The sequence below is a fragment of the Gordonia shandongensis DSM 45094 genome (assembly GCF_000423025.1).
GTDB lineage: Bacteria > Actinomycetota > Actinomycetes > Mycobacteriales > Mycobacteriaceae > Gordonia > Gordonia shandongensis.
Genome location: NZ_AUHE01000010.1, coordinates 20,133 through 41,867, shown reverse-complemented (window position 1 = coordinate 41,867; position 21,735 = coordinate 20,133). Strand labels below are relative to the sequence as shown.

Sequence of the window (21,735 nt, the reverse complement as noted above, 5' to 3'; positions counted from 1 at the left end):
GGCGAGGACGCTAGTCCTCGATCACGGCGACCGCGCCCGCAGTGTCGCCGTCATGCGTCAACGACACGTGGATGCGGCACCCGGCGAGCGCGTCGGCGATCTCGCCGTGCAGCCGGATCCGCGGCCGCCCGTGCGCATCGGAGAGCACCTCCACATCGTTCACCGCCGACTCCGGCAGCAGCGGCGGCAAACCGAAGCGGCTCGAAGACCACGCCTTGATCACGGCCTCCCTGGCCGCCCACCGTGCGGCGAGGTGCCGGGCGTCGTCGCCGGTCCGCTCCGCCGAGTCACGCCGCTCGCCCACCGTGAAGCGGGCGGGCAGCGTGGTCCCCGGCCTGCCGAGTTGGTCGGCGAACTCCGAGATTGTCACCAGGTCGATCCCGATGCCGACGATGCTCACCGGTACTCACCGCTCGCCGCGAGGCGCACGTCCGGATCGAGCAGCAAGCCGGCCTCCGCCGTGTGCTCATCGCCGTCGCCCAGTCGGCGCCCGGCCGGACGAGCGTAGGCGGCCTCACCGCCGTGCATGGCCTCCAGCAGACGCTGTCGACCGGCGCGGAGACGCTCCGCACTGCGGGCCCGGTAGTCGTCACGCTCGTCGCTCGGCAGCGAGGCCACGAAGGCCTCCGGGTGGACCACCGCGATGAGTCCGGACACGTGACCGAAGCCGAGCGACGTGAGCAGCCCCGCCTTGAGCGGGAACCGCTCCCCCATCCGCAGCGGCGTCCGCGGCCACACGAGATGCGGGTACTCCCGCATCGCCTCGTCGACGCAGTCGAGGCTCCGGTTCGGCGGGATGACACCGTCGCGGAGGACCTGGCACAGGCCGATGAGTTGGAAGGCGGCCGCCCCGCCCTTCGCGTGGCCGGTGAGGGTCTTCTGCGACACCACGAACAGCGGCGCACCGGTGGTGCGGCCGATCGCCTCGGCGAGCCGCTCATGCAGTTCGGACTCGTTGGGGTCGTTGGCCCGCGTCGAGGTGTCGTGCTTCGACACCACAGCCACGTCATCGGCGCTCACGCCGAGCGAGGCCAGCGAGGTCGCCAGCGGTGAGAGCTTCTCGCCGCGCGCCGCGCCGAGCGCGCCCAGCCCGGGCGCCGGGATCGACGTGTGGACGCCGTCGCCGAAGCTCTGCGCCCACGCCACCACGCCGAGGACCGGGAGGCCCATCTGTGCGGCGACGTCGCCGCGGGCCAGCAGCACGGTGCCGCCGCCCGCCGATTCGACGAAGCCTCCGCGACGCCGGTCGTTGGCGCGCGAGAAGCGGCGCTCGTCGATGCCCTTGGCGGCCATGGCCGCCGAGTCGGCGGTCGCCGACATGTCACCGAAGCCGACGATCCCCTCGATGCCGAGGTCGTCGAATCCGCCGGCGACCGCGAACAGCGCCTTGCCCAACCGGATCTTGTCGGCGCCCTCCTCGACGGAGACGGCCGCCGTGGCGCACGCCGCCACCGGGTGGATCATCGCGCCGTAGCTGCCGATGTACGACTGCACCACGTGGGCCGCGACGACGTTCGGGAGCGCCTCCTGCAGGATGTCGTTGGCCTTCGACTCGCCGAGGAGCGTGTCGACGTACAGCGACCGCATGGAGGTCATGCCTCCCATGCCGGTGCCCTGCGTGTTCGCGACGAGACCCGGGTGCACCCACCGCATCAGTTCCGCCGGAGAGAATCCCGCGGTGATGAACGCGTCGACGGTGGCGACGAGATTCCACAGTGCGACCCGGTCCACCGACTCGGCCATGTCGGGCGACACACCCCAGCGGACCGGATCGAATCCGGTGGGGATCTGTCCGCCGACGGTGCGCGACAGGCGCATCCGTCGAGGAACGCGGATCTCGGTCCCAGCGGCGCGCGTGACAGTCCAGTCGCCGGTGTCGGCGTTCGGGGTGATCCGGGTGCGCTCGGGGTCCGCGGACGCGAACTCCCGCGCCACGGCCTTGCTCGGGACGGTGAAAGTCAGATCCCGGTCGAGGAAGACCGACTCCAGCAACGGAGAGGTGTTGTCCTCCATCGCCCCGTCGTCGACGTAGCGGCGGATCCCGCACCGAGCGACGACCTCGTCGTGGTAGCGCTCGGCGATGTCGGCCTCGTCGACCGGGTCGCCGGTCTCCACGTCGTACCACCCGGCCTTGGGAGTCTCCTCCCAGGTCACCAGGCCCGTCGTCCACGCCAGTTCCAGAACGCCCGCGGCCGACAGTCGCTCGTCGACCTCCATCTCGAACCGGGTGCGGGCCGACCCGTACGGGCCCACCTCGCCGGCACCGACGATGACCACGAGCTCGTCCGGACGGGCATCGACCTGCGGCCAGTCGTGCCGCAGCGGCGTCTCGGCACGCGCCGGAGCCGGCAGCGCCGAGACGCTGACGGCCCGATCGGAGTCGGTCTCCCCGTCTGCAGTGCCACCGTCTGCAGTGCCACCGTCTGCGATGCCCCCGTCTGCAGTGCCCCCGTCTGCAGTGCCCCCGTCTCCGGCGACCGTGTCGTCAGCGGTCTCCGACGCCGCCGCGTCAGCAGCCAGTGCGCGCAGATCGATCGCTTCGGGATCGAGTCCCGCGGTCAGATCGGCACGCAGCGGCTCCTCGGCCGCCCGAGCCCGCGCCGACGCCGAACAGAGATCGACCAGCGCGTCCGCCATCTCGGCGGTGCTCCACGTGGTGACCCCCGCGGCCTCCACCGCGTCGACCAGGCCGTCGTTGTGGCCCATGAGTCCGGTTCCCCGCACCCAGCCGATGAGGGCGTGGGCGAGGGTCGTGCGTCGATTCCACGACTCCTCGGCACCCCAGCGTTTGACGAGGGCGTCGAGCGCCGCCTTCGCCTCGCCGTACGCGCCGTCGCCGCCGAACATGCCGCGGTTCGGCGACCCCGGAAGAACCACGTGCAGACGGCCGGCGATGTCGTGGTCGGCCCCGATGCCGCCCAGCCCCGCGATCAGGCGCTCCACCGACCAGAGGAGGACCTTCATCTCCAGTTCCGCGCGCGCTCCGGCGTCCACGAGGTCGCCGGCCACGCGCGGGGCGGCGAACGGGAAGAGCACCGTCGGCGCCATGACCGGTTTCACCACTGCGGTGCTGGCACCCAGATTCTCGGTCTGCTCACTGCCCAGCCAGTCGGTCAACGCGTCGACGTCTCGATACGAGGCGAGGTTCGCCGGCACCACCCACAGCGCCGCGTCGAAACGGGCATGGGTGCGGTACAGCTCACGGTAGAACGCGACACGGTCGTCGGTGAGCCGGGACGTCGTCGCGACGACGGTGGCACCACCCGCGAGCAGCCGGGCGACGACGGCGGCCGCGATCGAGTCCTTCGATGCACCGGTCACGACCGCGATGTCGTCGGCGAACTCGCCGGTGTCGGGCTTCTGCGCCGATTCGGCGATCGCGGCGAACAGCGCGGAGTGCTCCTGGTGGCCCAGGGCCAACGCCTTGCCCTGCCACCACGTGGCGTGCTCCGCCACCTGGTCGCCGGCGCCGGTCATCGACGCGACGATCTCGAGATGCCGATCGTGCACCTGACTCGCCGGCCGAAGCCACAGGCGAGCCAGATCCTCGCGGGCACTGGCCCACCGATCGTCGAACAGCACGGCCCGATCGGCGTCGAATGCCGGTGCCACGGTCCGTTGCCAGTCGCTGCCGAGTTCCTCGGAGACCAGGTCCGCCAGCGCGGCGTTCGGGTCGTCGAGCACCGCCGCGGCGTCGACCGACTCGGTCAGCCCCAACTCGTCGAGCACCGTGTACGCGGCCCGCGCCAACACGCCGTCGCGGCCGGTGATCCGGTCGGCGAACTCACCGAGCGCCGCGGCGTCGACCGTCGCGCCCGCGGACGTCGCCGCGGCCGGCAGCTCCACGCTGATCCCGCGCGCACGGCCGACACTTCGCACCGCGCGGTCGATCGCCGCATCGAGGTCCGCAGCCGAGGCGATCGCGCCCTCCAGCAGATCTCCGAGGTCGCCGCCGCGGACGCTGACTCCGTCCCGCGAACCGAGGGCGAGGGCGACCAGCGTGTGGGTGGCCCAGCCGTCGCCGAGGTCCCACGCACCGGTGACGCGCTCGGTGACGGTCGAGGCGCGTTTACCGACCGGTCCCGCGATCTTGCGGATCTGGTCGCCGACCGCATCGGAGAGCACGGCGCCCAACGGCCGGTAGCCGCGCGCCAGCGTGCCGACCGTCGCGGCGAGCTCGGCCATATCGGCTTCGGCGGCACCGTCGATGGCGCCGAGACCGAGTTCGGTGCCGACGTCGAGCAACAGCTGGTTCCGTCGCGACGAGACGCCGTCGCACAACGACTCGATGGTGTCGGCCGGACCGATCTGTTCGGGCGTCATCTTGGTCCACAGTGCGATCACGGCGCGGACCGCGTCGGCGGGACCGAACGCGATGTCGTCGGGGCGGGGTCCGGCAGCGGCCGCGGGCGCAGCCGCGGGAGCGGGAGCCGCCGCAGGTGCGTCGGCGGCGGTCGTCGACGCATCGGCGGTCGGTTCTCCCTCCACCGCCTCGTCTTCGGGCTCCGGTGCCGTGTCCTGCGCCAACAGGACCGCGGCGTCGGCCTCGACGTTGCACACCTGCGCGACCGCCTCGGCGTACTCCGGCAGCTTGAGGGTGTTGCGGGCCAGACCGCTGAGAGTCGGCGCGTTCTTGACGCCCACCTCGACGAACCGCTCCACTCCGGCGCCGCCCCGTTCGGTCGGCGTGAACAGCAGATCCTGGGTCTCGATCCAGCGGACCGGACTGGCGAACTGCCACGCGAGCAGCTCGATGAGGATCACCCGCGTGAGCGCCGACGGGCGCGCGGTCCACGACTCCCAGTCGGCGAGGACGGCGTCCAGCGGCTCGGACGGGACGAGATCGGCGATCTCGGCGACGAACGCGCGATCGAGCGAGAACATGCGCGGCACCAGGTTCGGCACGTAGCGGTCGACGAGGATCTCCGGATCGATGTCGGCGGGCAGCAACTCGTCGAGGCGGTCCCGGAACTCCGGAACACCCGAACGGAGCACGGACGAATGGAACGGGACGTCGATGCCCGGCACCAGGATGAAGGCGCGTTTGCCCCCGAACTCGGCGACCCGGCGTTCGATCTCCGTCTCGAGGGCCGCCAGTCCCTCCACCGTGCCCGCGATCGCGTACTGCGACCCCAGCAGGTTGAGGTTCACCACTTCGAGATATTCGTCGGCGTCCGCGCCCACCGAGGCCACGAAGGCCTCCACATCGGCGTCGGCGAGGCCGAACTGGCTCGGCCGGATCGCGGCCATCCGATAGCGGGAGCGGCCCCTCTCGTCACGCGGCACGAGGTGGTGCATGGCGCTGCCGCGCTGGAACACGACGTCCAGGACGGCCTCGAGCGGGAGCACGCCTGCGCACGCGGCCAGGGCGTTGTACTCGCCCACCGAGTGCCCGCACGTGATCGCGCCCTCGACGAATGCACCCGCCTCCCGCAGCTCCGCGATCTGCGCGACGCCGAGCGTCGCCATCGCCACCTGCGTGAACTGAGTGAGGAAGAGGACGCCGTCCGGGTGGTGATACGTCTCGCCGCGAGCGACGAGAGTGGTCGGATTGTCACGGACCACGGCGAGGATCGAGAAGCCCAGCGCGTCGCGGGTATGGCGGTCGGCGCGGTCCCAGACCTCGCGTGCGGCCGCCGACCGCGACCGCGCGTCCAGACCCATGCCGCGGTACTGGATCCCCTGACCCGGGAATGCGTACACGGTCCGCGGAGCGTCGAGCAGTGCGGACGCCGCCATCACCAGCTCACCGTCGACGCTGGCGGTCAGTTCCACGGTCTCGCGGCCGGCGTCGAGTCCGACGCGATCGACCCGGATGTCGACGGCGTCGCCGAGTCGGACCATGCCCAGGTAGCGCGCGGTCCACCCGAGGATCGCTCGCGGGGCGGGCACCGGCTCGTCGCGGTCGGCCGCGACGACGACCTGCTGTGCGGCCGCCGAGAGCCACATCCCGTGGACGATCGGCTCGCCGAGACCGGCCAGGCGTGCCGCGATGGCATCTGTGTGGATCGGATTGCGATCGCCGGAGACGCCGGCGAATCCGTTCATGCGCTGCGGGGCGGTGAGCGTCACCGACCGCAGATGACGCCGGGTGCCGGCGCGCTCGTCGCGCGGAGCCCCACCCGCCCGCACCGGGTCGGCGAGAGGCGCTGCGCCGGTGCGGCCGCGGATCGCGAACCGCTCCCGCAGCTCGGCCACGTCGGCGATGCCGACGCGCACCTCGACGACGCGGCCCACGGCCGTGTCCTGCACGTCGATGACCCGCGCGGTCACCGTGAGGTCGGTGTCGTCGACGGGGATCTCGCCGAGCACCTCCACGGCGTGGTCGAGATGGACGAGGTCGAGCAACCCCTCGACGACGGGCATACCGTCGGCGGTCCGTGCGGCGCCGAGCACGCTGAACACACTCGGCCAGCACGCCGCCACCAGGGTGTCGGGGACGGCGAAGCCGTTGGGCGACGTCGGCGTCGTCGGAGCCAGCGAACCGGGCAGTCCGGATGCGGTGACCCCGGAGTGGTCGGCGATCGAGTCGGCGTTCCACCGGACGGTCGCGGTGACCTCACCGGACGCGGCGTCCAGCAGGGATCCGCCCGCCGCGACAGCCAGCAGATCCGTCATCGCGCCGGCCGCGTGGTCGACGGACACGCGCGGACTGCCGCCGTCGACGACGCCCGCGTCGACGGTGAACGGGATCCGCAGGATGCTCCCCGCGACCGGCACCGCCAGATCCATCCGCACCCCGTCGACCGGTCCCTCGACGGCGTCGTCGGGAATCTGTGCGAGGAACGCGCCGGTCACCGCATGTTCGGCGTAGACACCGTCGAAGATCTGCCAACGGTCACGGTCGCCGAGCAGCGCGATCGGATTGCGGGCCTGCCGCCCGGCCCAGTGCACGTCGTCCGCCTCGATGAGCACCGCCAGGGCGTCGGCACGGTCCGCGAGCCCCGCGCTGCGGCGCGACCGCACCGGCCAGACGTGTTCGCCGGTCTCGGCGAGATCGGCGCCGACCCGCGCCTCGAAACGGTCGAGCAGCGCGCCGACGGGCTCGTCGGCCTCGGTGATGCCGGCGACGGACACGGTGCCCGGGATGATGCACACCTCGTCGGCGGAGTAGCGCGCATCGTGCGCCTGCCACAGCGAGTCGCTGCGGTACCAGCGGCGGACGTCCTTGTCGATGACGGGGACGAAGTTCACCGGCTTGCCCGGCGTGCGGCACAGCTCCAGGAAGAAGGCGACGTCGGCGGGATGCAGGACGTCCACGTCGACGGCGGGGTGCGTCCGCGCCAGCGCGGCGATCGCCGCATGCGGTTCGGCGATCCGGTCGCCGAATGCGGAGGGGAACCGCCCCGAGTCGAGGTCGGACATCCGGGCCTCGGTGCGCCGGAGCATGTCGACGAAGCGCCGCTCCCAGGTGATGTCGGCCCAGGGGTGGTCGCCGTCGACGCCGACGGCGAGGTCCGCGTACCGCGTCAGCCAGTCGCGGTAGGTCATGGTCGCGACGTCGCCGAAGTATGGTTTGGCCGTCGACGCGAGTGCCGCGATGATCTCGTCGCGGCGGTCGGCGACGGCTGCGGCGTCGCCGGCGACCTCGTCGAGCAGCCGTCCGCACCGCGACGCCGAGTTGTCGATCTCATGGATGTCGGCGCCGAGCTGACTGCGCCCCGACGCCATGCCCGCCTCCGAGCGGCCCGCACCGATCCACGTCTCACACCCCTGAGTCTCGACGAGGAGTCGCTTCACCTCGGGCGCCGTGGTCGCCTCACGCGTCGCCATCGCGGCCGTCCCCACGAGGACGCCGTCGAGCGGCATCGCCGGGTATCCGTGCGCGGTCGACCAGCGTCCCGTCAGGTAGTCGGCGGCCCGCTCGGGCGTCCCGATCCCGCCGCCGACGCACAGGACCACGTTGGGGCGGTCGCGGAGCTCCGCGTACGTGGCCAGCAGCAGATCGTCGAGGTCCTCCCATGAGTGGTGGCCGCCCGCGCGGCCCCCCTCCACCTGGACGATCAGCGGAACGTGCGGAACCTGGAGGGCGATGCGCACGACCTGTCGGATCTGGTCCACGGTGCCCGGTTTGAATGCCACGTGATGCAGGCCGGCCTCGACGAACTCGTCGACGAGTGCGACGGCCTCCTCGAGTTCGGGGATGCCCGCGGTGACGATGACCCCGTCGAAGGGGGCCCCGTTCGCCCGCGCCCGCTGCACCAGCTTCTTGCCGCCGAGCTGCAGCTTCCACAGGTAGGGGTCGAGGAACAGGGAGTTGAACTGCACCTGCCGACCGTCGTCGAGCAGATCGGTCAACCGCTCGACGGTCGCCTCGAAGATCTCCTCGGTGACCTGACCGCCGCCGGCGAGCTCGGCCCAGTGCCCGGCATTCGCAGCCGCCGCAACGATGGCGGGGTCGACGGTCGTCGGCGTCATGCCCGCCAGCAGGATCGGCGACCGTCCGGTGAGCCTGGTGAACGCGGTGTCGACCACCGTGCGGCCGTCGGGCAGACGGACCAGGCGCGGCGCGAACACCGACCACCGGCGCGACACTTCTGGCGCGCTGCCGGGAACGAAGAGATTGCGCTGTCCGCCGCGGGTGGCGGCCGCGACGACGCCGACCCCCTGACCGCGCAGCGTCGGAGCCGAGAGCCGTGACGCGAGATCGGACGGCCCGAAGTCGATGAGCCACCGCGCACCGGAGTCGACGACGTCGCCGACGAGTTCGACCCAGTCGACGGGGTCGACGAGGACGGCGGCGGCGATGCGGCGGGCGAACTCGGTGTCGAGCCCGCAGAGCTGTGCCCACTGCTCCACGAGGTCGACGGCGGGAGCCAGATCGGGGTGGTGGAACGGCACGGTGACGGCGAGGTCCTCGTACACCGGTGCGAACGGTGTGCCGCCGGTGATCTTCCGAGTACGTGCGTCGGCCTCGTCCGCGGCGCGCAGATCGCAGTGCGCCGCGAAGCCGGCCAGTTCCCGGGGCGACCCGGCGATCACCGCGGACCGTCGCGAGTTGACGATCGCGACGGTCGGCAGACCGACGGTGTCGGCGGGACGGCCGGAGACGTAGTCGTCGAGAGCCTCGCGGATCCGCTCCACTCGCGCCCCGGAGAACGCGGTCATCGGTGCCGCACCGCCTGCGGCGAGGATGCCGCGGCGGCGGCTCACCACGGTCGCGGCCGCGCCGATCAGCTGGGCGACCGCGAGGAGGTCGGCGTCGGGCACTTCGGGGAGCTGGCCGTCGGCCGTGACCGCCTCACCGGCCAGCAGTCCCTGCGAGTGGCCGATGACGGCGCTGGGCGGCAGCACCGCCGTGTCGAGCCCCTGCTTGCCGAGGTTCGCCACGGCCGCGATCTGGGTCAGCAGGATGCCCGGCAGCGAGAGGACGGCGTCGGTGAGCTCGCCCTCGGACGGCACCGGACGGTCGTCGGCGTGTGCGCGGACCCAGGTGAGGGGGTCGAATCGGTCGGCGCCCGCGGCGGCGAGCTGCTCCGTCACCGGTTCGAGGGTCTCCTGCGCGGTGGCGACGATTCCGGCGATCGTCTGCCCGAGGTCGGCGTCGGCGACGAGTTCGGTGAGCGTCGGCAGCCACGCCCCGCCCTGTCCGCCGAAGCAGATCGCGTAGCTCTCACCGGCGATCAGTCGGTCGAGAAGGCTGCCGGGATCGGTGCGGTCGGTGTGGGCTCCGGGGCGGTACTGGTCGAGGGTCACAGGCTCTCCTGTCGAGTGGGGTGCGGGACACGCTGGTCGGACGCTCTGGTCGTCGGAATGTCGCCATGGTGGCACACAAACATGAGGTTTCCCTCATGTTTGCTCCCGACCGGCGGGTATACCCGCTGGTAGACCCGCGGGTAACCGAATAGACCTGCACGGGAGGAAATCTTCGTGACAGTCGTCACATCGACACTCCGTGTTTCGCCACCTCATCCACGTGACCGACAAGACGCCGCCACCACCGACCCGTGCCTGTACTGTCCGTTTCCATACCGATGCGACGGTCCACCCGGACCCCGCCGACGCCGCCCGGCGCCGACGGCCACCGCGGTCGCTTCCACAGACACAGGAGGCACATCGCCGATGAAACGTTCGAAGAGATTCGCGGCCCTCGCCGCAGCACTCGCGGTCGCCGGGTCCGTCGCGCTCACCGGCTGCTCCGACAGCGACGCCGACGGCGACGCCCCCGCCTCGTCCGACCCCGGCGCAGCGTCGACCCTCAACGCGGCCGCCGACGCCACCGCCGCCCTCACCGGCGCCCACCTGCAGATCACGGTCGACGGCAAACTCCAGAGCCTCAACGCGTCCTCGGTCGAGGCCGACGTCCAGACCAAACCCGAGATCGTCGGCGAAGGCACCGCGACGCTCACCATGGGCCAGAAGTCGACGAAGGCGCCGTTCGTGTACGTGGACGGCCGCATGTACGCCGACATCGACGACCAGGGCTACATCGACTACGGCGACGGACGATCCATCTACGACGTCTCCAAGGTCCTCGACGACGAGAAGGGCGTGCCCGCGGTGCTGCGGAGCATCGACGGCGCCGCCGAGGACGGCACCGAGGCCGTCGACGGCACCGAGGCCACCAAGATCACCGGAACGGTCGCCGCAGCCGACCTGTCGGGGCTGACCGGCCTCTCCGAGAAGGCCAAGGGCATCGACGAGGAGATCCCGGTGACCGTCTGGGTCGCCAAGGACGGCAGCAACCACGTCCTGCGCGTCGAGGCCGCCCCGGCAAAGGACGCGTCGCTCACCGTCACGCTCTCCGATTTCGACAAGAAGGTCGAGGTCTCCAAGCCGAAGGACGTCAAGAGACCGAGCAAGAAGCCCACGTCGACCGATCCCAGCCAGCCCACCCGCGAACCGGCAGCCTGACGCAGCCGACCCCCACGAAGAGAGAACGTCATGAGAATTCGTCAACGTCTGGCCGCCGTCACGATGGTGGTCGCCGGAGTCGGCGCCGGACTGACCGTGTCCGCCACCGTCGACCCGGCACCGGCCGCCGCCGTGAACTACTACGGAGCCCTGTCCCTGTCACCGTCCACGGGCGCCACCGGGCGCGCCTGGGACTACCCCGACGCGGTCAGCGCCAACCGTGCCGCCAACGGCGCCTGCGGCTACACCGACTGCCGGGTGGTCACCCGGATGACCAACGGCTGCGGCGCCATCGCGAAGGGCACCAGCTACTGGGGTTACGGAGCGGCCGCCGACCTCTACACCGCCCAGGCGAACGCCATCTACTACTCCGAGGGCGGCTACGTCTACGACTGGCTGTGCACGTCGGGTCACTCCTGATCCGTCCCACACCGTCCGGCGGCCCGCGTCCGAGATCGGACGCGGGCCGCCGCATCCGCTCTCCCGATAGGCTCGACGCCATGAGCGAGTGCATCTTCTGCGCCATCGTCGCGGGGACGTCCCCCGCCCACGTGGTGTACGCCGACGACGATGTCGTCGCCTTCCTCGACCGCTCGCCGGTCACTCGGGGTCACACCCTCGTCGTCCCGCGACGTCACTCGTCGCGGCTGGCCGACCTCGACCCCGAGGTCGGCGGTCGCATGTTCGCGGCCGGAGCGCGGATCGCCGGCGCCATGTCGAGTCCCGGGTTCGGCGCGGACGGCGTCAACCTCGCGATGAACGACGGTCGCGCCGCGTTCCAAACCGTCTTCCACTCCCACCTGCATGTGGTTCCCCGACGCACCGGCGACCGGGTGAGCTTCGTCAAGGGCCTGCTGAGCCGCCGGTCCGGCGACCTCGATTCGGTCGCCGCGGAGTTGCGCGCAGCAGTGGAGGCACACCGGTGAGCGCCGACTCCGACACGATCGCCCGCGCGTCCGCCCTGATCGCCGACGCCCGTGACATCTGCGTGTTCTCCGGTGCCGGCATGTCGGCGGAGAGCGGGATCCCGACGTTCCGCGACGCGCTGACCGGACTGTGGGCCGAGCACAGTCCCGAGGATCTGGCGACGCCCGAGGGCTGGGCACGCGATCCCGACCTGGTCTGGGGGTGGTACCGCGACAGGGCCGACCGCCTGCGCACGGTGACGCCCAACGCCGGGCACCGGGCCCTCGCCGATCTCCACCGCAACCGGGCGGCCGTCGGCGGCGGCGTTCACATCGTCACCCAGAACGTCGACGATCTGCATGAACGCGCGGGCTCGACGATCGTCAGCCACCTGCACGGCGATCTGACGACACCGCGGTGTTCGGGATGCGGACGTCGGGGATCCCCGACCGACATGCTCACCGAGCCCAGGCCGTCCTGTCCGCTGTGCGGCGCGAGCCTGCGACCCGACGTGGTGTGGTTCGGCGAGATGCTGCCCGGCGATCAGTGGGCCGATGCCGAGCGCGCCGTCGACGCCTGCGACCTCATGATCGTCGTCGGCACGAGCGGCGTGGTGCACCCGGCGGCGATGCTCCCCGAGCGCGCCGCGCACGCCGGCACGCCGATCGTCGAGGTGAATCCCGACCCGTCCGCGGTCACCGCGATCGCCGACGTCCATGTCCCGGGCACGGCGGCCGCGGCGCTCCCCCGCATCACCTGACGGCCTCCTCGGGTGCGGGCTCGGTTCGCGCCCGCACCGCCATCAGCGCGTAGCCGACGACGAGCCACGCGACGAGCACGCCGAAGGCGACGCCGGCACCGGCGCCGACCAGACCCGACGGCGCGAAGAACGCTGCGCTGCGCAGCGCGGTTCCGGTGGCCCCCAGCGGGAGCGACTGACCGACCGTCGCCCAGAACGAGGGGAGGAACTCCGGGGGTGCGGCCGTGCCGGCGAGCGGCATACCGACGATCATCAGCACGAGCGCCACGACGCCGAGGCCGGGCATCCCCATCACCGAGACCACGCCGGCCACCACCGCACCGATCGCCCAGATGCCCACCGCCATCGCCAGCCACATCGGCCAGAATCCGCCGTCGAGGACCCCCATCACCATCACCAGACCGATCGCGGTGGCCCCGACCGCCGCCGCCCCGATCGGCAGCACCGCCGCCATCACCCGACGACGTCGACCGATCAGGACGGCCACGATCCCGAGACCCATTCCAGCCATGAACACGGGGATCACCAGTGAGTTGAATCCCGTGCTGCGCGGATCGTCGGGGGCGGGCGGCGCCACATCGGCGACCGGGCGCGGTTCGGCGGGCGCCGTCCCGATCGACTCACCGATCTGGGTCAGCATCGTCGCGACGATCGGGCTCGCGCCCGTCGCGATCACCGTCCGCGGTGACGGCCCGAACACGAACCCCCCGTACACCTCGCGGTCGCGCACGGCCTCCTCGAGGTGGTCGGCGGTGCGGAAACCGCGGACGTCGAAGGCGCCCGGCTGCCGCTCGCCGAGTTCGGCGGCGACGCGGTCGACGGCCTGCTGGGGTCCGGCGACCCCGATCGGCAGGTCGTGCGGCGCGCCACGCGACGCCGGACCGATGAACATCAGCAGGATCAGTGGGATCACCACGGCCAGACCGGCGACGGCACCGGCGAGCTTCTTCGTCGTCGACGACATGGGACTCCATTCTCAGCGCAGCTGCGGATTCAGTATTTCAACAATCGTTGAGCGCCAAGATATGCGCCACTTCCACAGATGTCAACGGTCGTTGAATTAGCTACGATCGACCCGTGAAGCAACAGCCAGAACCGCGACGGGGCCGACGCGGCGGGGACAGCACGGCCCGCGCCGACATCCTCGCCGCCGGACGCGCACTGTTCGGAGAACACGGCTTCAGTCGCACCACGATCCGCGCGGTGGCCGCCGAGGCCGGCGTCGACGTCGCCCTGATCCCCTACTACTTCGGCAGCAAACGCGGGCTGTTCACCGCGGTGATGGAGGTGCCGACCGACCCCGTCGCGCACGTCGCCGATGCCGCCCGCGGACCCCGAGACCGGCTCGGCGAACGCCTCGTCTCAGCATTCCTGGGCCTCTGGGAGACCGACTCCTCGGGTCCGGCCCTGCGAGCGATGCTGCGGTCGACCGCAGGCGACGAGGGGACCGCGACCGCCTTCGGCGACTTCACCTCTCACGAGATGCTCCCGCACATCGGCCGCATCACGGGCCTGTCCGCACCCACCGTGCGCGTGCTGACCAGCTGCCTCTTCGGCCTGGCCACCATGCGCTACGTGGTCCGGGCACCGGCCTTCGTCGACCTCGACGTCGAGCAGCTCGTCGCCGACTACGGGAGCCGCGTACAGGCGATCATCGACGCGGACGATCGAGCCTCGACTCCGTGAGGACTCGGCCGCGACGGTCAGCGCTGGTCGCGACCGCGACGGTCAGCGATGGTCGCGGCCGCGTCCCGCGACCCGCGCGGGCCGCTTGCCGAACTTGTCACCACGCTTGCCGTAACCGCCCTTACCGGGCCCGCCTCGAGCACCACCGCGCCCCCGCGGCGGCCCCATGTCCGGACGCAGGTCGATGGGGTTGCGGCCGATCTTGGTGTGCTTGAGCAGTGCCAGCGTCTCGGAGTCGAGGTCGTTGGGGAGCTCCACGAGACTGAAGTCGTCCCGGATGCTGATGTTGCCGAAATCGCCGCGCGTCAGACCACCCTCGTTCGCGATGGCTCCGACGATCGCTCCCGGCGACACCTTGTGCCGACGCCCCACCGCGATGCGGTACGTCGCGAAATGCCCGCCGCCGCGCGGCGCCCTGTCGTGCCGTTCAGCGCGGTCGCCGCGCTGCCCCTTCGGCGGATCGGGCGCCATCAGGAAGCCGCCGTCACGAGTCTCCAACGCCAGCGCCGCCGCGATGTCGGCCATCGTCACATCGTGCTCGCGGGCGTAGTTCTCCACCAGCCCGCGGAACAGATCCAGGTTGTCCGACGCGAGGTTCTCGGTGATCGAGTCCGCGAACTTCGCCACGCGCTGCGCGTTCACATCGTCGACGCTCGGAAGGTCGATCTCCTCGAGCTGCTGCCGTGTCGCCCGCTCGATCGAGCGGAGCAGGTGACGCTCACGGGGTGAGACGAACAGCAACGCCGTCCCGGACCGTCCGGCACGGCCGGTACGACCGATCCGGTGCACGTACGACTCCGTGTCGTGCGGAATGTCGTAGTTCACCACGTGCGAGATGCGATCGACGTCCAGACCGCGGGCCGCGACGTCGGTGGCGACGAGGATGTCGAGCGACCCGTCCTTGAGCTGGTTGATCGTCCGCTCACGCTGCGCCTGCACCATGTCGCCGTTGATCGCCATCGAGCTCAGTCCGCGGGCCCGCAGCTTCTCGGCCAACTCCTCGGTCGCCGATTTGGTGCGGACGAAGATGATCATCGCGTCGAACTGCTCCACCTCGAGCACCCGGGTGAGCGCGTCGAGCTTCCGCTGATGCGACACCTGCAGGTACTTCTGGGTGATGTTCTGGGCGGTGGCGGTCTTCGCCTTGACCGTCACCTCCTGGGGATTGTCCAGGTACTTGCGAGCCAGTCGTCCGATCGCCGCGGGCATGGTCGCCGAGAACAGGGCGACCTGCTTGCGGTCGGGGGTGTCGGCGAGAATCCGCTCGACGTCCTCCGCGAAGCCCATCGTCAGCATCTCGTCGGCCTCATCGAGCACCAGGTACTCGAGCTCAGACAGGTCGAGCGTGCCCTTGTCGAGGTGGTCGATCACGCGACCGGGGGTCCCGACGATCACCTGCGCGCCGCGACGCAGGCCCGACAGCTGGATGCCGTAGCTCTGGCCGCCGTAGATCGGGAGGATCTTCACCTCGGGCATGTGCGCCGAGTAGCTGCTGAACGCCTCCGAGACCTGGAGGGCGAGCTCGCGGGTCGGCGCCAGCACGAGCGCCTGAGGCTTGCGAGCCGAGGCGTCGAGCCGCGTGAGGATCGGGATGGCGAAGGCCGCCGTCTTGCCGGTTCCCGTCTGTGCGAGGCCGACCACGTCGCGGCCGTCCATCAACGGCGGGATGGTCGCCGCCTGAATCGGTGAGGGCGACTCGTAGCCGAGCCCGTCGATCGCCTTCAGTACGCGGTCATCTATTCCGAACCCGCCGAACGAGTCGGTGGAAGTGCTGTTGTCTGTATCGCTCATCGGCGGACATTCGTAGTCATCGGGTAGGTATTCTACCCCCCGAAGGCCCTGTGACGTGCCTCACCGAGCTGTGAGGTAGTGTTCGAATCGCGGGATTCGGGTAGACGAATCCCGGAATCCGTATCACAAGGGGACGTCACGAATGCAGGAGTTCACGACTCCATCCACCGTCACGGTGGATGAGCACGCCACGACCATCAGCGCCATCCAGCGGTACCGCAAGGAGCGCCCGACACTTCCACTGTTCAAGAAGCGAGCCGACTCCGGACAGTGGATCACGGTGACCGCCAGCGCATTCGCCACCGAGATCGACGACGTGGCCAAGGGGCTCATCGCTTCCGGGGTCAACCCCGGCGACCGCGTCGCCCTGCTCTCCTCCACCCGCTACGAGTGGACCGTCCTCGACTACGCCATCTGGCGTGCGGGAGCGACCACCGTCGCGATCTACGAGACCTCGTCGCCCGATCAGGTGGAGTGGATTCTCACAGACTCGGCGACCTCGCTCATCATCGTCGAGACCGCGGCCAACCGCGCCGCCCACCGGGACGTCATCGCCAAGGCCTCGGCCATCCGCGAGACCCTCGTCATCGATGACGGCGCCGTCAACGATCTGCGCAAGCGGGGCGCCGACGTCCCCGACTCGGCACTCGACGAACGCGAGGCCGGCGCCCGCTCGTCCGACGCCGCCACCTTGATCTACACGTCAGGCACCACCGGCCGCCCCAAAGGCGTGGTGCTCACGCACGAGAACTTCCTCGCGGAGACCGCCGCGACCGCCGAGGCCGTCGGCAACGGCCTCGAGGAGGGCAAGTCGACGCTCCTGTTCCTCCCGCTCGCGCACGTCTTCGCCCGCGTCGTCGCCGTCGGTTGCGTGGAGAACGGCGTCATCCTCGGCCACACCAACGACATCCCGAACCTCATCGCCGACCTGGACGTGTTCAAACCGAGCTACGTGCTGTCGGTGCCCCGCGTGTTCGAGAAGGTGTACAACACCGCCGAGCAGAAGGCGATCGACGGTGGCAAGGGGAAGATCTTCGCCAAGGCCGTCGACACCGCCATCGAGTACAGCCGCGCCGTCGAGAGCGGCGGCGCCGGGATCGCACTCAAGGCCAAGCACGCGGTCTTCGACCTGCTCGTCTACAAGAAGCTGCGCGCCGCGCTCGGCGGCCGATGCGAGGGAGCGATCTCCGGCGGCGCACCGCTCGGCGAGCGGCTCGGCCACTTCTTCCGCGGCGCGGGCGTCCCGGTGTACGAGGGCTACGGCCTGTCGGAGACCACCGCGGCCGTCACCGCGAACAACGAGGAGCACAGCCGAATCGGCTCGGTCGGTCGGCCCGTCCCCGGCGTCTCGGTGCGCATCGCCGAGGACGGCGAGATCCTGCTCCGCGGCCCGATGATCTTCACCGGATACTGGCAGAACGAGCAGGCCACCGCCGATTCGATCCGCGACGGATGGTTCCACACCGGTGACATCGGCCGCCTCGAGGACGGGTACCTGTTCATCACCGGCCGCAAGAAGGAACTCATCGTCACCGCGGGCGGAAAGAACGTCTCGCCGGCACAGCTCGAGGACACCATCCGCGCCCACCCGCTGGTCAGCCAGTGCCTGGTCGTCGGTGACAAGAAGCCCTTCATCGCCGCGCTCATCACCCTCGACCCCGAGGCGACGCCGGGCTGGCTGGAGCGCAAGGGCCTGCCCACCGACACCCCGATGTCGGAGATCATCGCGAACGCCGACCTCCGCAGCGAGATCGACGCGGCGATCGCCGACGCCAACAAGACCGTCTCGAAGGCCGAGGCCATCAAGAAGTACGAGATCCTCGACACCGACTTCACGATCGAGAGCGGTGAGCTCACGCCGACGCTGAAACTCAAGCGCAACGTGATCCACGAGACGTACCAGCAGGCCATCGCCGATCTCTACACCTGACGGGTGCGGGAGCGTAGGCATCCCCGATGACCTGACCCGCGACGCACCGGCCGCAGCGCCGGTGCGTCGCGCACGTTCCGGACCGGCGCTGCGTCCGGGACGCGATCTGGCGATCGACGCCACCCGCGGACTGGCGATCTGGAGCATGATCAGCCTGCATTTCGCGGGCGGCACGGTAGCGGCGGCACCGACCCACCTGTACCCGTACGTCGATGGGATGAGCGCCTTCGTCCTGCTGTCGGGCCTCGTCCTGGGCATCGTCTACCGACGGTGGATCGACCGTCACGGACTCCGCTACGCGATGGGCAGGCTGATGCGTCGCATCGCGGTGCTCTACGTCTGCCAGCTCACGATCTCCCTCATCGCGGTGGCCGTCGCCCAGACCGTGGCGCCGCGAAGGTTCCGCGCCTTGGCGGTCCTGCCCCCGGATGTCGATCTCGGTACACGGCTTCGCTGGTCGGCCACGATGTCGTACCTGCCGAGCGGCGGCAACATCCTGCTGCTCTACCTGCTCCTGATGGCGTCGGCGGTGCTGATCCTTCCGTTGTTGGCTCGCCGTCTGTGGCCGCTCGTCGTCGGCGCGTCGGTCGCCCTGTTCGGCGCCACCCTCCTGTGGCCTACCGGGACGCGCGGCACGAGTTGGATGACGCTCGAATCGTTTCCGGACGGTCCGCCGATCCAGAACTGGGCGGCATGGCAGATCCTCTTCGTCCCGGCCGTCGTCATCGGATGGCGGTGGGACGAGTGGCGCCTACCGGAGCGCATCGACCGGTGGCTGGTGGGCCTGCTGGTCGTCACGATGCTCGCGGGGTTGGCCGTCGGCGACATCCTGGCTCTCGACCTGTTCCGCGGTCATCGGGTGATGATGGTCGACAAGGTCGATCTCGGCGTCCTGCGGGCCGTCTTGTCGTTCCTTGTGGTGACCTGCGTGTACGGCGTGTTCCGATCCGTCCTACGCTGGATGCGTCGCGATGTCCTCCGGCCGTTGGTGATGACCGGCGCGCGGAGTCTCGACTCGTACGTCCTGCAGGCGGCGTTGCTTCTCGCGGTGCCGGTTCTGATCGTGGATCGCCCGTGGAGTCCCGGCGTCGCCGTCGCGGTCGCCGTGTCGGTGTTCATCGTGTGCTGGGTGTGGGCCGAGGCCCGCGCCCGGTTCGGCATCGACAAGCTGCACCGGCAGCCGCTGCGGCTGGCGACCGCGATCCGTCGACGGCCGATGATCATTCGAGAACGGAGGACTGGTGGAGATGGCACGACCGGACAAGCGTGATGCGGCGTCGATCGGTGATCGGACGCTGAGCGTCCACGGCGGCAATCACGCCGAGGGCGAGGGCAATGCGATCCGCGTGCCCATCATCATGGCGAACTCGTACCACCTGCCCGACGATCCGTCGACGATGGACTGGTCGAATCCCGAGCATCTGACCTACACCCGGAACACGGGCATCAATCAGATCGCGCTGCAGGACAAGCTTCGTCGGCTCGAGCACGCGGAGGATGCGGTGGCCTTGGCGTCGGGGGTCGCGGCGTTGCACGCCGTGTTCTTCGCCCATGTGTCGGTCGGCGATCACGTCGTGGTCTCCGACACGACCTACGAGGCGACCTACAAGCTGTGGACGTCGCTGCTGCCCCGCAAGTACGGGATCGAGGCGACGTTCGTCGATGTCGCCGATCACGACGCGGTGCGCGCCGCGATCCGGCCGAACACCGTGCTCATCGCGACGGAGGTGATCGCCAATCCGACGACGAAGGTCGCGGACATCGCGGCGCTCGCTCGGATCGCGGACGATCACGGGATCATCCTGATGGTCGACTCGACGTTCACCCCGCCGCCGCTGTATCGCCCGCTCGACGACGGTGCGGGGCTGGTGGTGCACTCGTTGACGAAGTACATCAACGGTCATGGGGACGCGATGGGCGGCGCCGTCGTCGGGCGTGCCGGTCTCGTGGCGCCCATCCGTTCGGAGGCGATGGTCGACGTCGGCGGCGTCATCTCGCCGTTCAATGCGTGGCTGATCATGCGCGGCTCGGTGACTCTGCCGCTGCGTCTCCGGCAGCACCAGGAGACGGCGCTCGAGTTGGCGCGGTTCCTGGAGGCCGACGACCGCATCGCCTACGTCGCCTATCCGGGGCTGGAGAGTCATCCGCAACACGAGTTGGCGCGCAGGCAGTTCGGCGACCCCGGTCGCGGTGTCGGCGGCTACGGCGGGATCATGGCGTTCGCCTTGAAGCCGCGCGACGGCGAGGACACCGCCGAGCTGCAGAACCGCTTCGTCAACGACCTGCGGGTCATCACCTCCGCGGTGTCCGTCGGCCACGACGAGTCGCTGATCGTCCACGTGGGCACCTCCGGTCCCCGCGTCGCCGCCTATCCGGAGGGCTTCCGAGCCTTCGGGCATCTGCGCTTCTCCGTCGGACTCGAGGACGTCGACGACCTCAAAGCGGACCTCGCCGCCGCCCTCGACTCCGCCACGGCGTAGGAACCACCGCTCATACCGAGAACCCCTCGGCCACCCTCCGGACCACCGATTCGTCGACGACGACACCGACGGCTTCCGGCGCACGGGTCGCCTCGAGTACACACAGCCCGTGAACTGCTGCCCAGCAGGCCATTGCCCGCTCGGCGCTCCCGACCGCCTCGGCGAGAGCGGAGAACCACGGCCCCGTCGTCGACCGCAGGTCACCGCCGGCGGAATCGAGGAGATCGTGCCGGAAGATCAGCTCGAACATTCCCGGCCGATCATGCGCGAACGCCCAGTAGGCGGCCGCGGCGTCGCCGACCGAATGACGCATTGCGGCCCAGAGGCTGCGGTCGAGGTCCGCGACACCGTCGGCGGCGATCGCGGCGAGCAGACTGGCCAACGTCGGAAAGTACCGTCGAGGGGCACCGTGGGAGACTCCCGCGCGCGCCGCGACCGCCCGCACCCCGACCGCGCTGAATCCGCGATCGTCCACGATCGCCACCCCGGCGGCCACCAGACGCCTTCGTGTGTCGGCGCCCTTCGCTCGGCTCCCGCTCGTCATGTTGACAGTGTCTAGAATGTCTGGTCAAAATGCCAGTAGACACTGTCTACATTAGGATCCCATGCTGTATCCACTGGCCAAGCACATCGCTATCGGTCCCGCACTGCGCCGCTACCTCGATATCCGTGTCGACGGAATCGAGAACATCCCCGACAGGGGCGCGCTCATCGTCGCGGCCAACCATCACGCCGAGGTCGATTCCCTGGTCCTCGCGCTTGCATCTCCCCGGCGACTCGCCTTCTTCGCGAAGGCCGAATACTTCCGCGCACCAGGACTTCGCGGCATCGCATCCCGGTCGTTCTTCTCCTGGACCGGACAGATCCCCGTAGACCGCGCGGGCGACCCCGACGCTCTCGACGCGGCCACCCGGCTCCTGCATCACGGAGGCGCCTGGGCGATCTACCCCGAGGGGACGCGCTCTCCCGACCACTCGGTCCACCGAGGACACACCGGCGCGCTGCGCGTCGCGGACCGCGTCCCCGACTGCTCCATCGTCCCGGTCCACATCGCCGGAACTCACGAGGTCAATCCACCGGGTCCACGTCGCCTGTTTCGCGGCCCTGTGACGGTGACGATCGGGCGGCCCGTCTCCGCTCGTGCATTACTGCGACGATCCGGGGACGTGCGCACCGCCACCGACCACCTCATGCACGGGATCGCCGATCTCGGCGCCGTGCCATACGTCGACGTATACGCCCAACCGCGCACCCGCTCCGCCACGGCGTAGGACCACCGCTGAGATCAGTACCGATACAGGTCACCGACCGCATATTGCCGTCGGACC

At 70.3% G+C, this 21,735-nt stretch carries 14 protein-coding genes; 9 read left to right on the top strand and 5 right to left on the bottom strand.

The window, feature by feature from the left end:
* Positions 1-10: 10 nt before the first annotated feature.
* Together acpS and G528_RS0109945 are read right to left on the bottom strand one after the other, a co-directional pair.
* Positions 11-400, bottom strand: coding sequence for a holo-ACP synthase AcpS (gene acpS / locus G528_RS0109950; protein WP_026918836.1), 390 nt, complete (start codon positions 398-400; stop codon positions 11-13).
* Positions 397-9,696, bottom strand: coding sequence for a type I polyketide synthase (locus tag G528_RS0109945; RefSeq protein WP_026918835.1), 9,300 nt, complete (start codon positions 9,694-9,696; stop codon positions 397-399). The genes acpS and G528_RS0109945 overlap by 4 nt, the downstream gene beginning before the upstream one ends.
* A gap of 366 nt (positions 9,697-10,062) precedes the next feature.
* Between G528_RS0109945 and G528_RS0109940 the strand changes: the two genes are divergently transcribed.
* The 4 genes from G528_RS0109940 (at position 10,063) to G528_RS0109925 (ending at position 12,520) form a co-directional block, all read left to right on the top strand.
* Positions 10,063-10,854, top strand: a complete 792-nt coding sequence (locus G528_RS0109940; RefSeq protein ID WP_026918834.1) for an LppX_LprAFG lipoprotein — start codon at positions 10,063-10,065, stop codon at positions 10,852-10,854.
* Between the two features lie 30 nt (positions 10,855-10,884).
* Positions 10,885-11,274, top strand: coding sequence for a DUF4189 domain-containing protein (locus G528_RS0109935; RefSeq protein WP_026918833.1), 390 nt, complete (start codon positions 10,885-10,887; stop codon positions 11,272-11,274).
* 80 nt (positions 11,275-11,354) lie between these two features.
* Positions 11,355-11,780, top strand: a complete 426-nt coding sequence (locus G528_RS0109930) for an HIT family protein (RefSeq protein ID WP_026918832.1) — start codon at positions 11,355-11,357, stop codon at positions 11,778-11,780.
* Entirely contained in the window at positions 11,777-12,520 is a 744-nt protein-coding gene (locus G528_RS0109925; RefSeq protein ID WP_051198639.1) for an NAD-dependent deacylase, read from the top strand. The genes G528_RS0109930 and G528_RS0109925 overlap by 4 nt, the downstream gene beginning before the upstream one ends.
* On the opposite strand, the gene G528_RS0109920 is transcribed toward G528_RS0109925, so the two are convergent.
* A complete protein-coding gene (locus G528_RS0109920) occupies positions 12,513-13,484 on the bottom strand; it encodes an ABC-2 transporter permease (protein WP_026918830.1) in 972 nt (323 codons plus the stop codon). The genes G528_RS0109925 and G528_RS0109920 overlap by 8 nt on opposite strands.
* Before the next feature lie 113 nt (positions 13,485-13,597).
* Here G528_RS0109920 and G528_RS0109915 point away from each other — a divergent pair, with 113 nt between their 5' ends.
* The gene (locus G528_RS0109915; RefSeq protein WP_026918829.1) at positions 13,598-14,206 is read left to right on the top strand and encodes a TetR/AcrR family transcriptional regulator; all 609 of its coding nucleotides are present in this window, start codon (positions 13,598-13,600) and stop codon (positions 14,204-14,206) included.
* 42 nt (positions 14,207-14,248) lie between these two features.
* On the opposite strand, the gene G528_RS0109910 is transcribed toward G528_RS0109915, so the two are convergent.
* Positions 14,249-15,997, bottom strand: a complete 1,749-nt coding sequence (locus G528_RS0109910) for a DEAD/DEAH box helicase (RefSeq protein ID WP_026918828.1) — start codon at positions 15,995-15,997, stop codon at positions 14,249-14,251.
* Between the two features lie 142 nt (positions 15,998-16,139).
* Here G528_RS0109910 and G528_RS0109905 point away from each other — a divergent pair, with 142 nt between their 5' ends.
* From G528_RS0109905 to G528_RS0109895, 3 genes are all read left to right on the top strand, one after another.
* Positions 16,140-17,927: an AMP-dependent synthetase/ligase gene (locus tag G528_RS0109905; RefSeq protein ID WP_026918827.1), complete on the top strand. Its 1,788-nt coding sequence runs from the start codon at positions 16,140-16,142 to the stop codon at positions 17,925-17,927.
* Between the two features lie 61 nt (positions 17,928-17,988).
* The gene (opgC, locus tag G528_RS17125; protein ID WP_245569738.1) at positions 17,989-19,197 is read left to right on the top strand and encodes an OpgC domain-containing protein; all 1,209 of its coding nucleotides are present in this window, start codon (positions 17,989-17,991) and stop codon (positions 19,195-19,197) included.
* Positions 19,175-20,407, top strand: a complete 1,233-nt coding sequence (locus G528_RS0109895; protein WP_035719671.1) for a trans-sulfuration enzyme family protein — start codon at positions 19,175-19,177, stop codon at positions 20,405-20,407. Before opgC ends, G528_RS0109895 begins: the two co-directional genes overlap by 23 nt.
* Positions 20,408-20,417: 10 nt before the next feature.
* Here the strand turns inward: G528_RS0109895 and G528_RS0109890 are convergent, their stop codons facing one another.
* Positions 20,418-20,951: a TetR/AcrR family transcriptional regulator gene (locus tag G528_RS0109890; protein WP_051198638.1), complete on the bottom strand. Its 534-nt coding sequence runs from the start codon at positions 20,949-20,951 to the stop codon at positions 20,418-20,420.
* A gap of 61 nt (positions 20,952-21,012) precedes the next feature.
* On the opposite strand from G528_RS0109890, the gene G528_RS0109885 reads away from it, so the two are divergent.
* Positions 21,013-21,678, top strand: coding sequence for a lysophospholipid acyltransferase family protein (locus G528_RS0109885; RefSeq protein ID WP_026918824.1), 666 nt, complete (start codon positions 21,013-21,015; stop codon positions 21,676-21,678).
* Positions 21,679-21,735 lie beyond the last annotated feature (57 nt).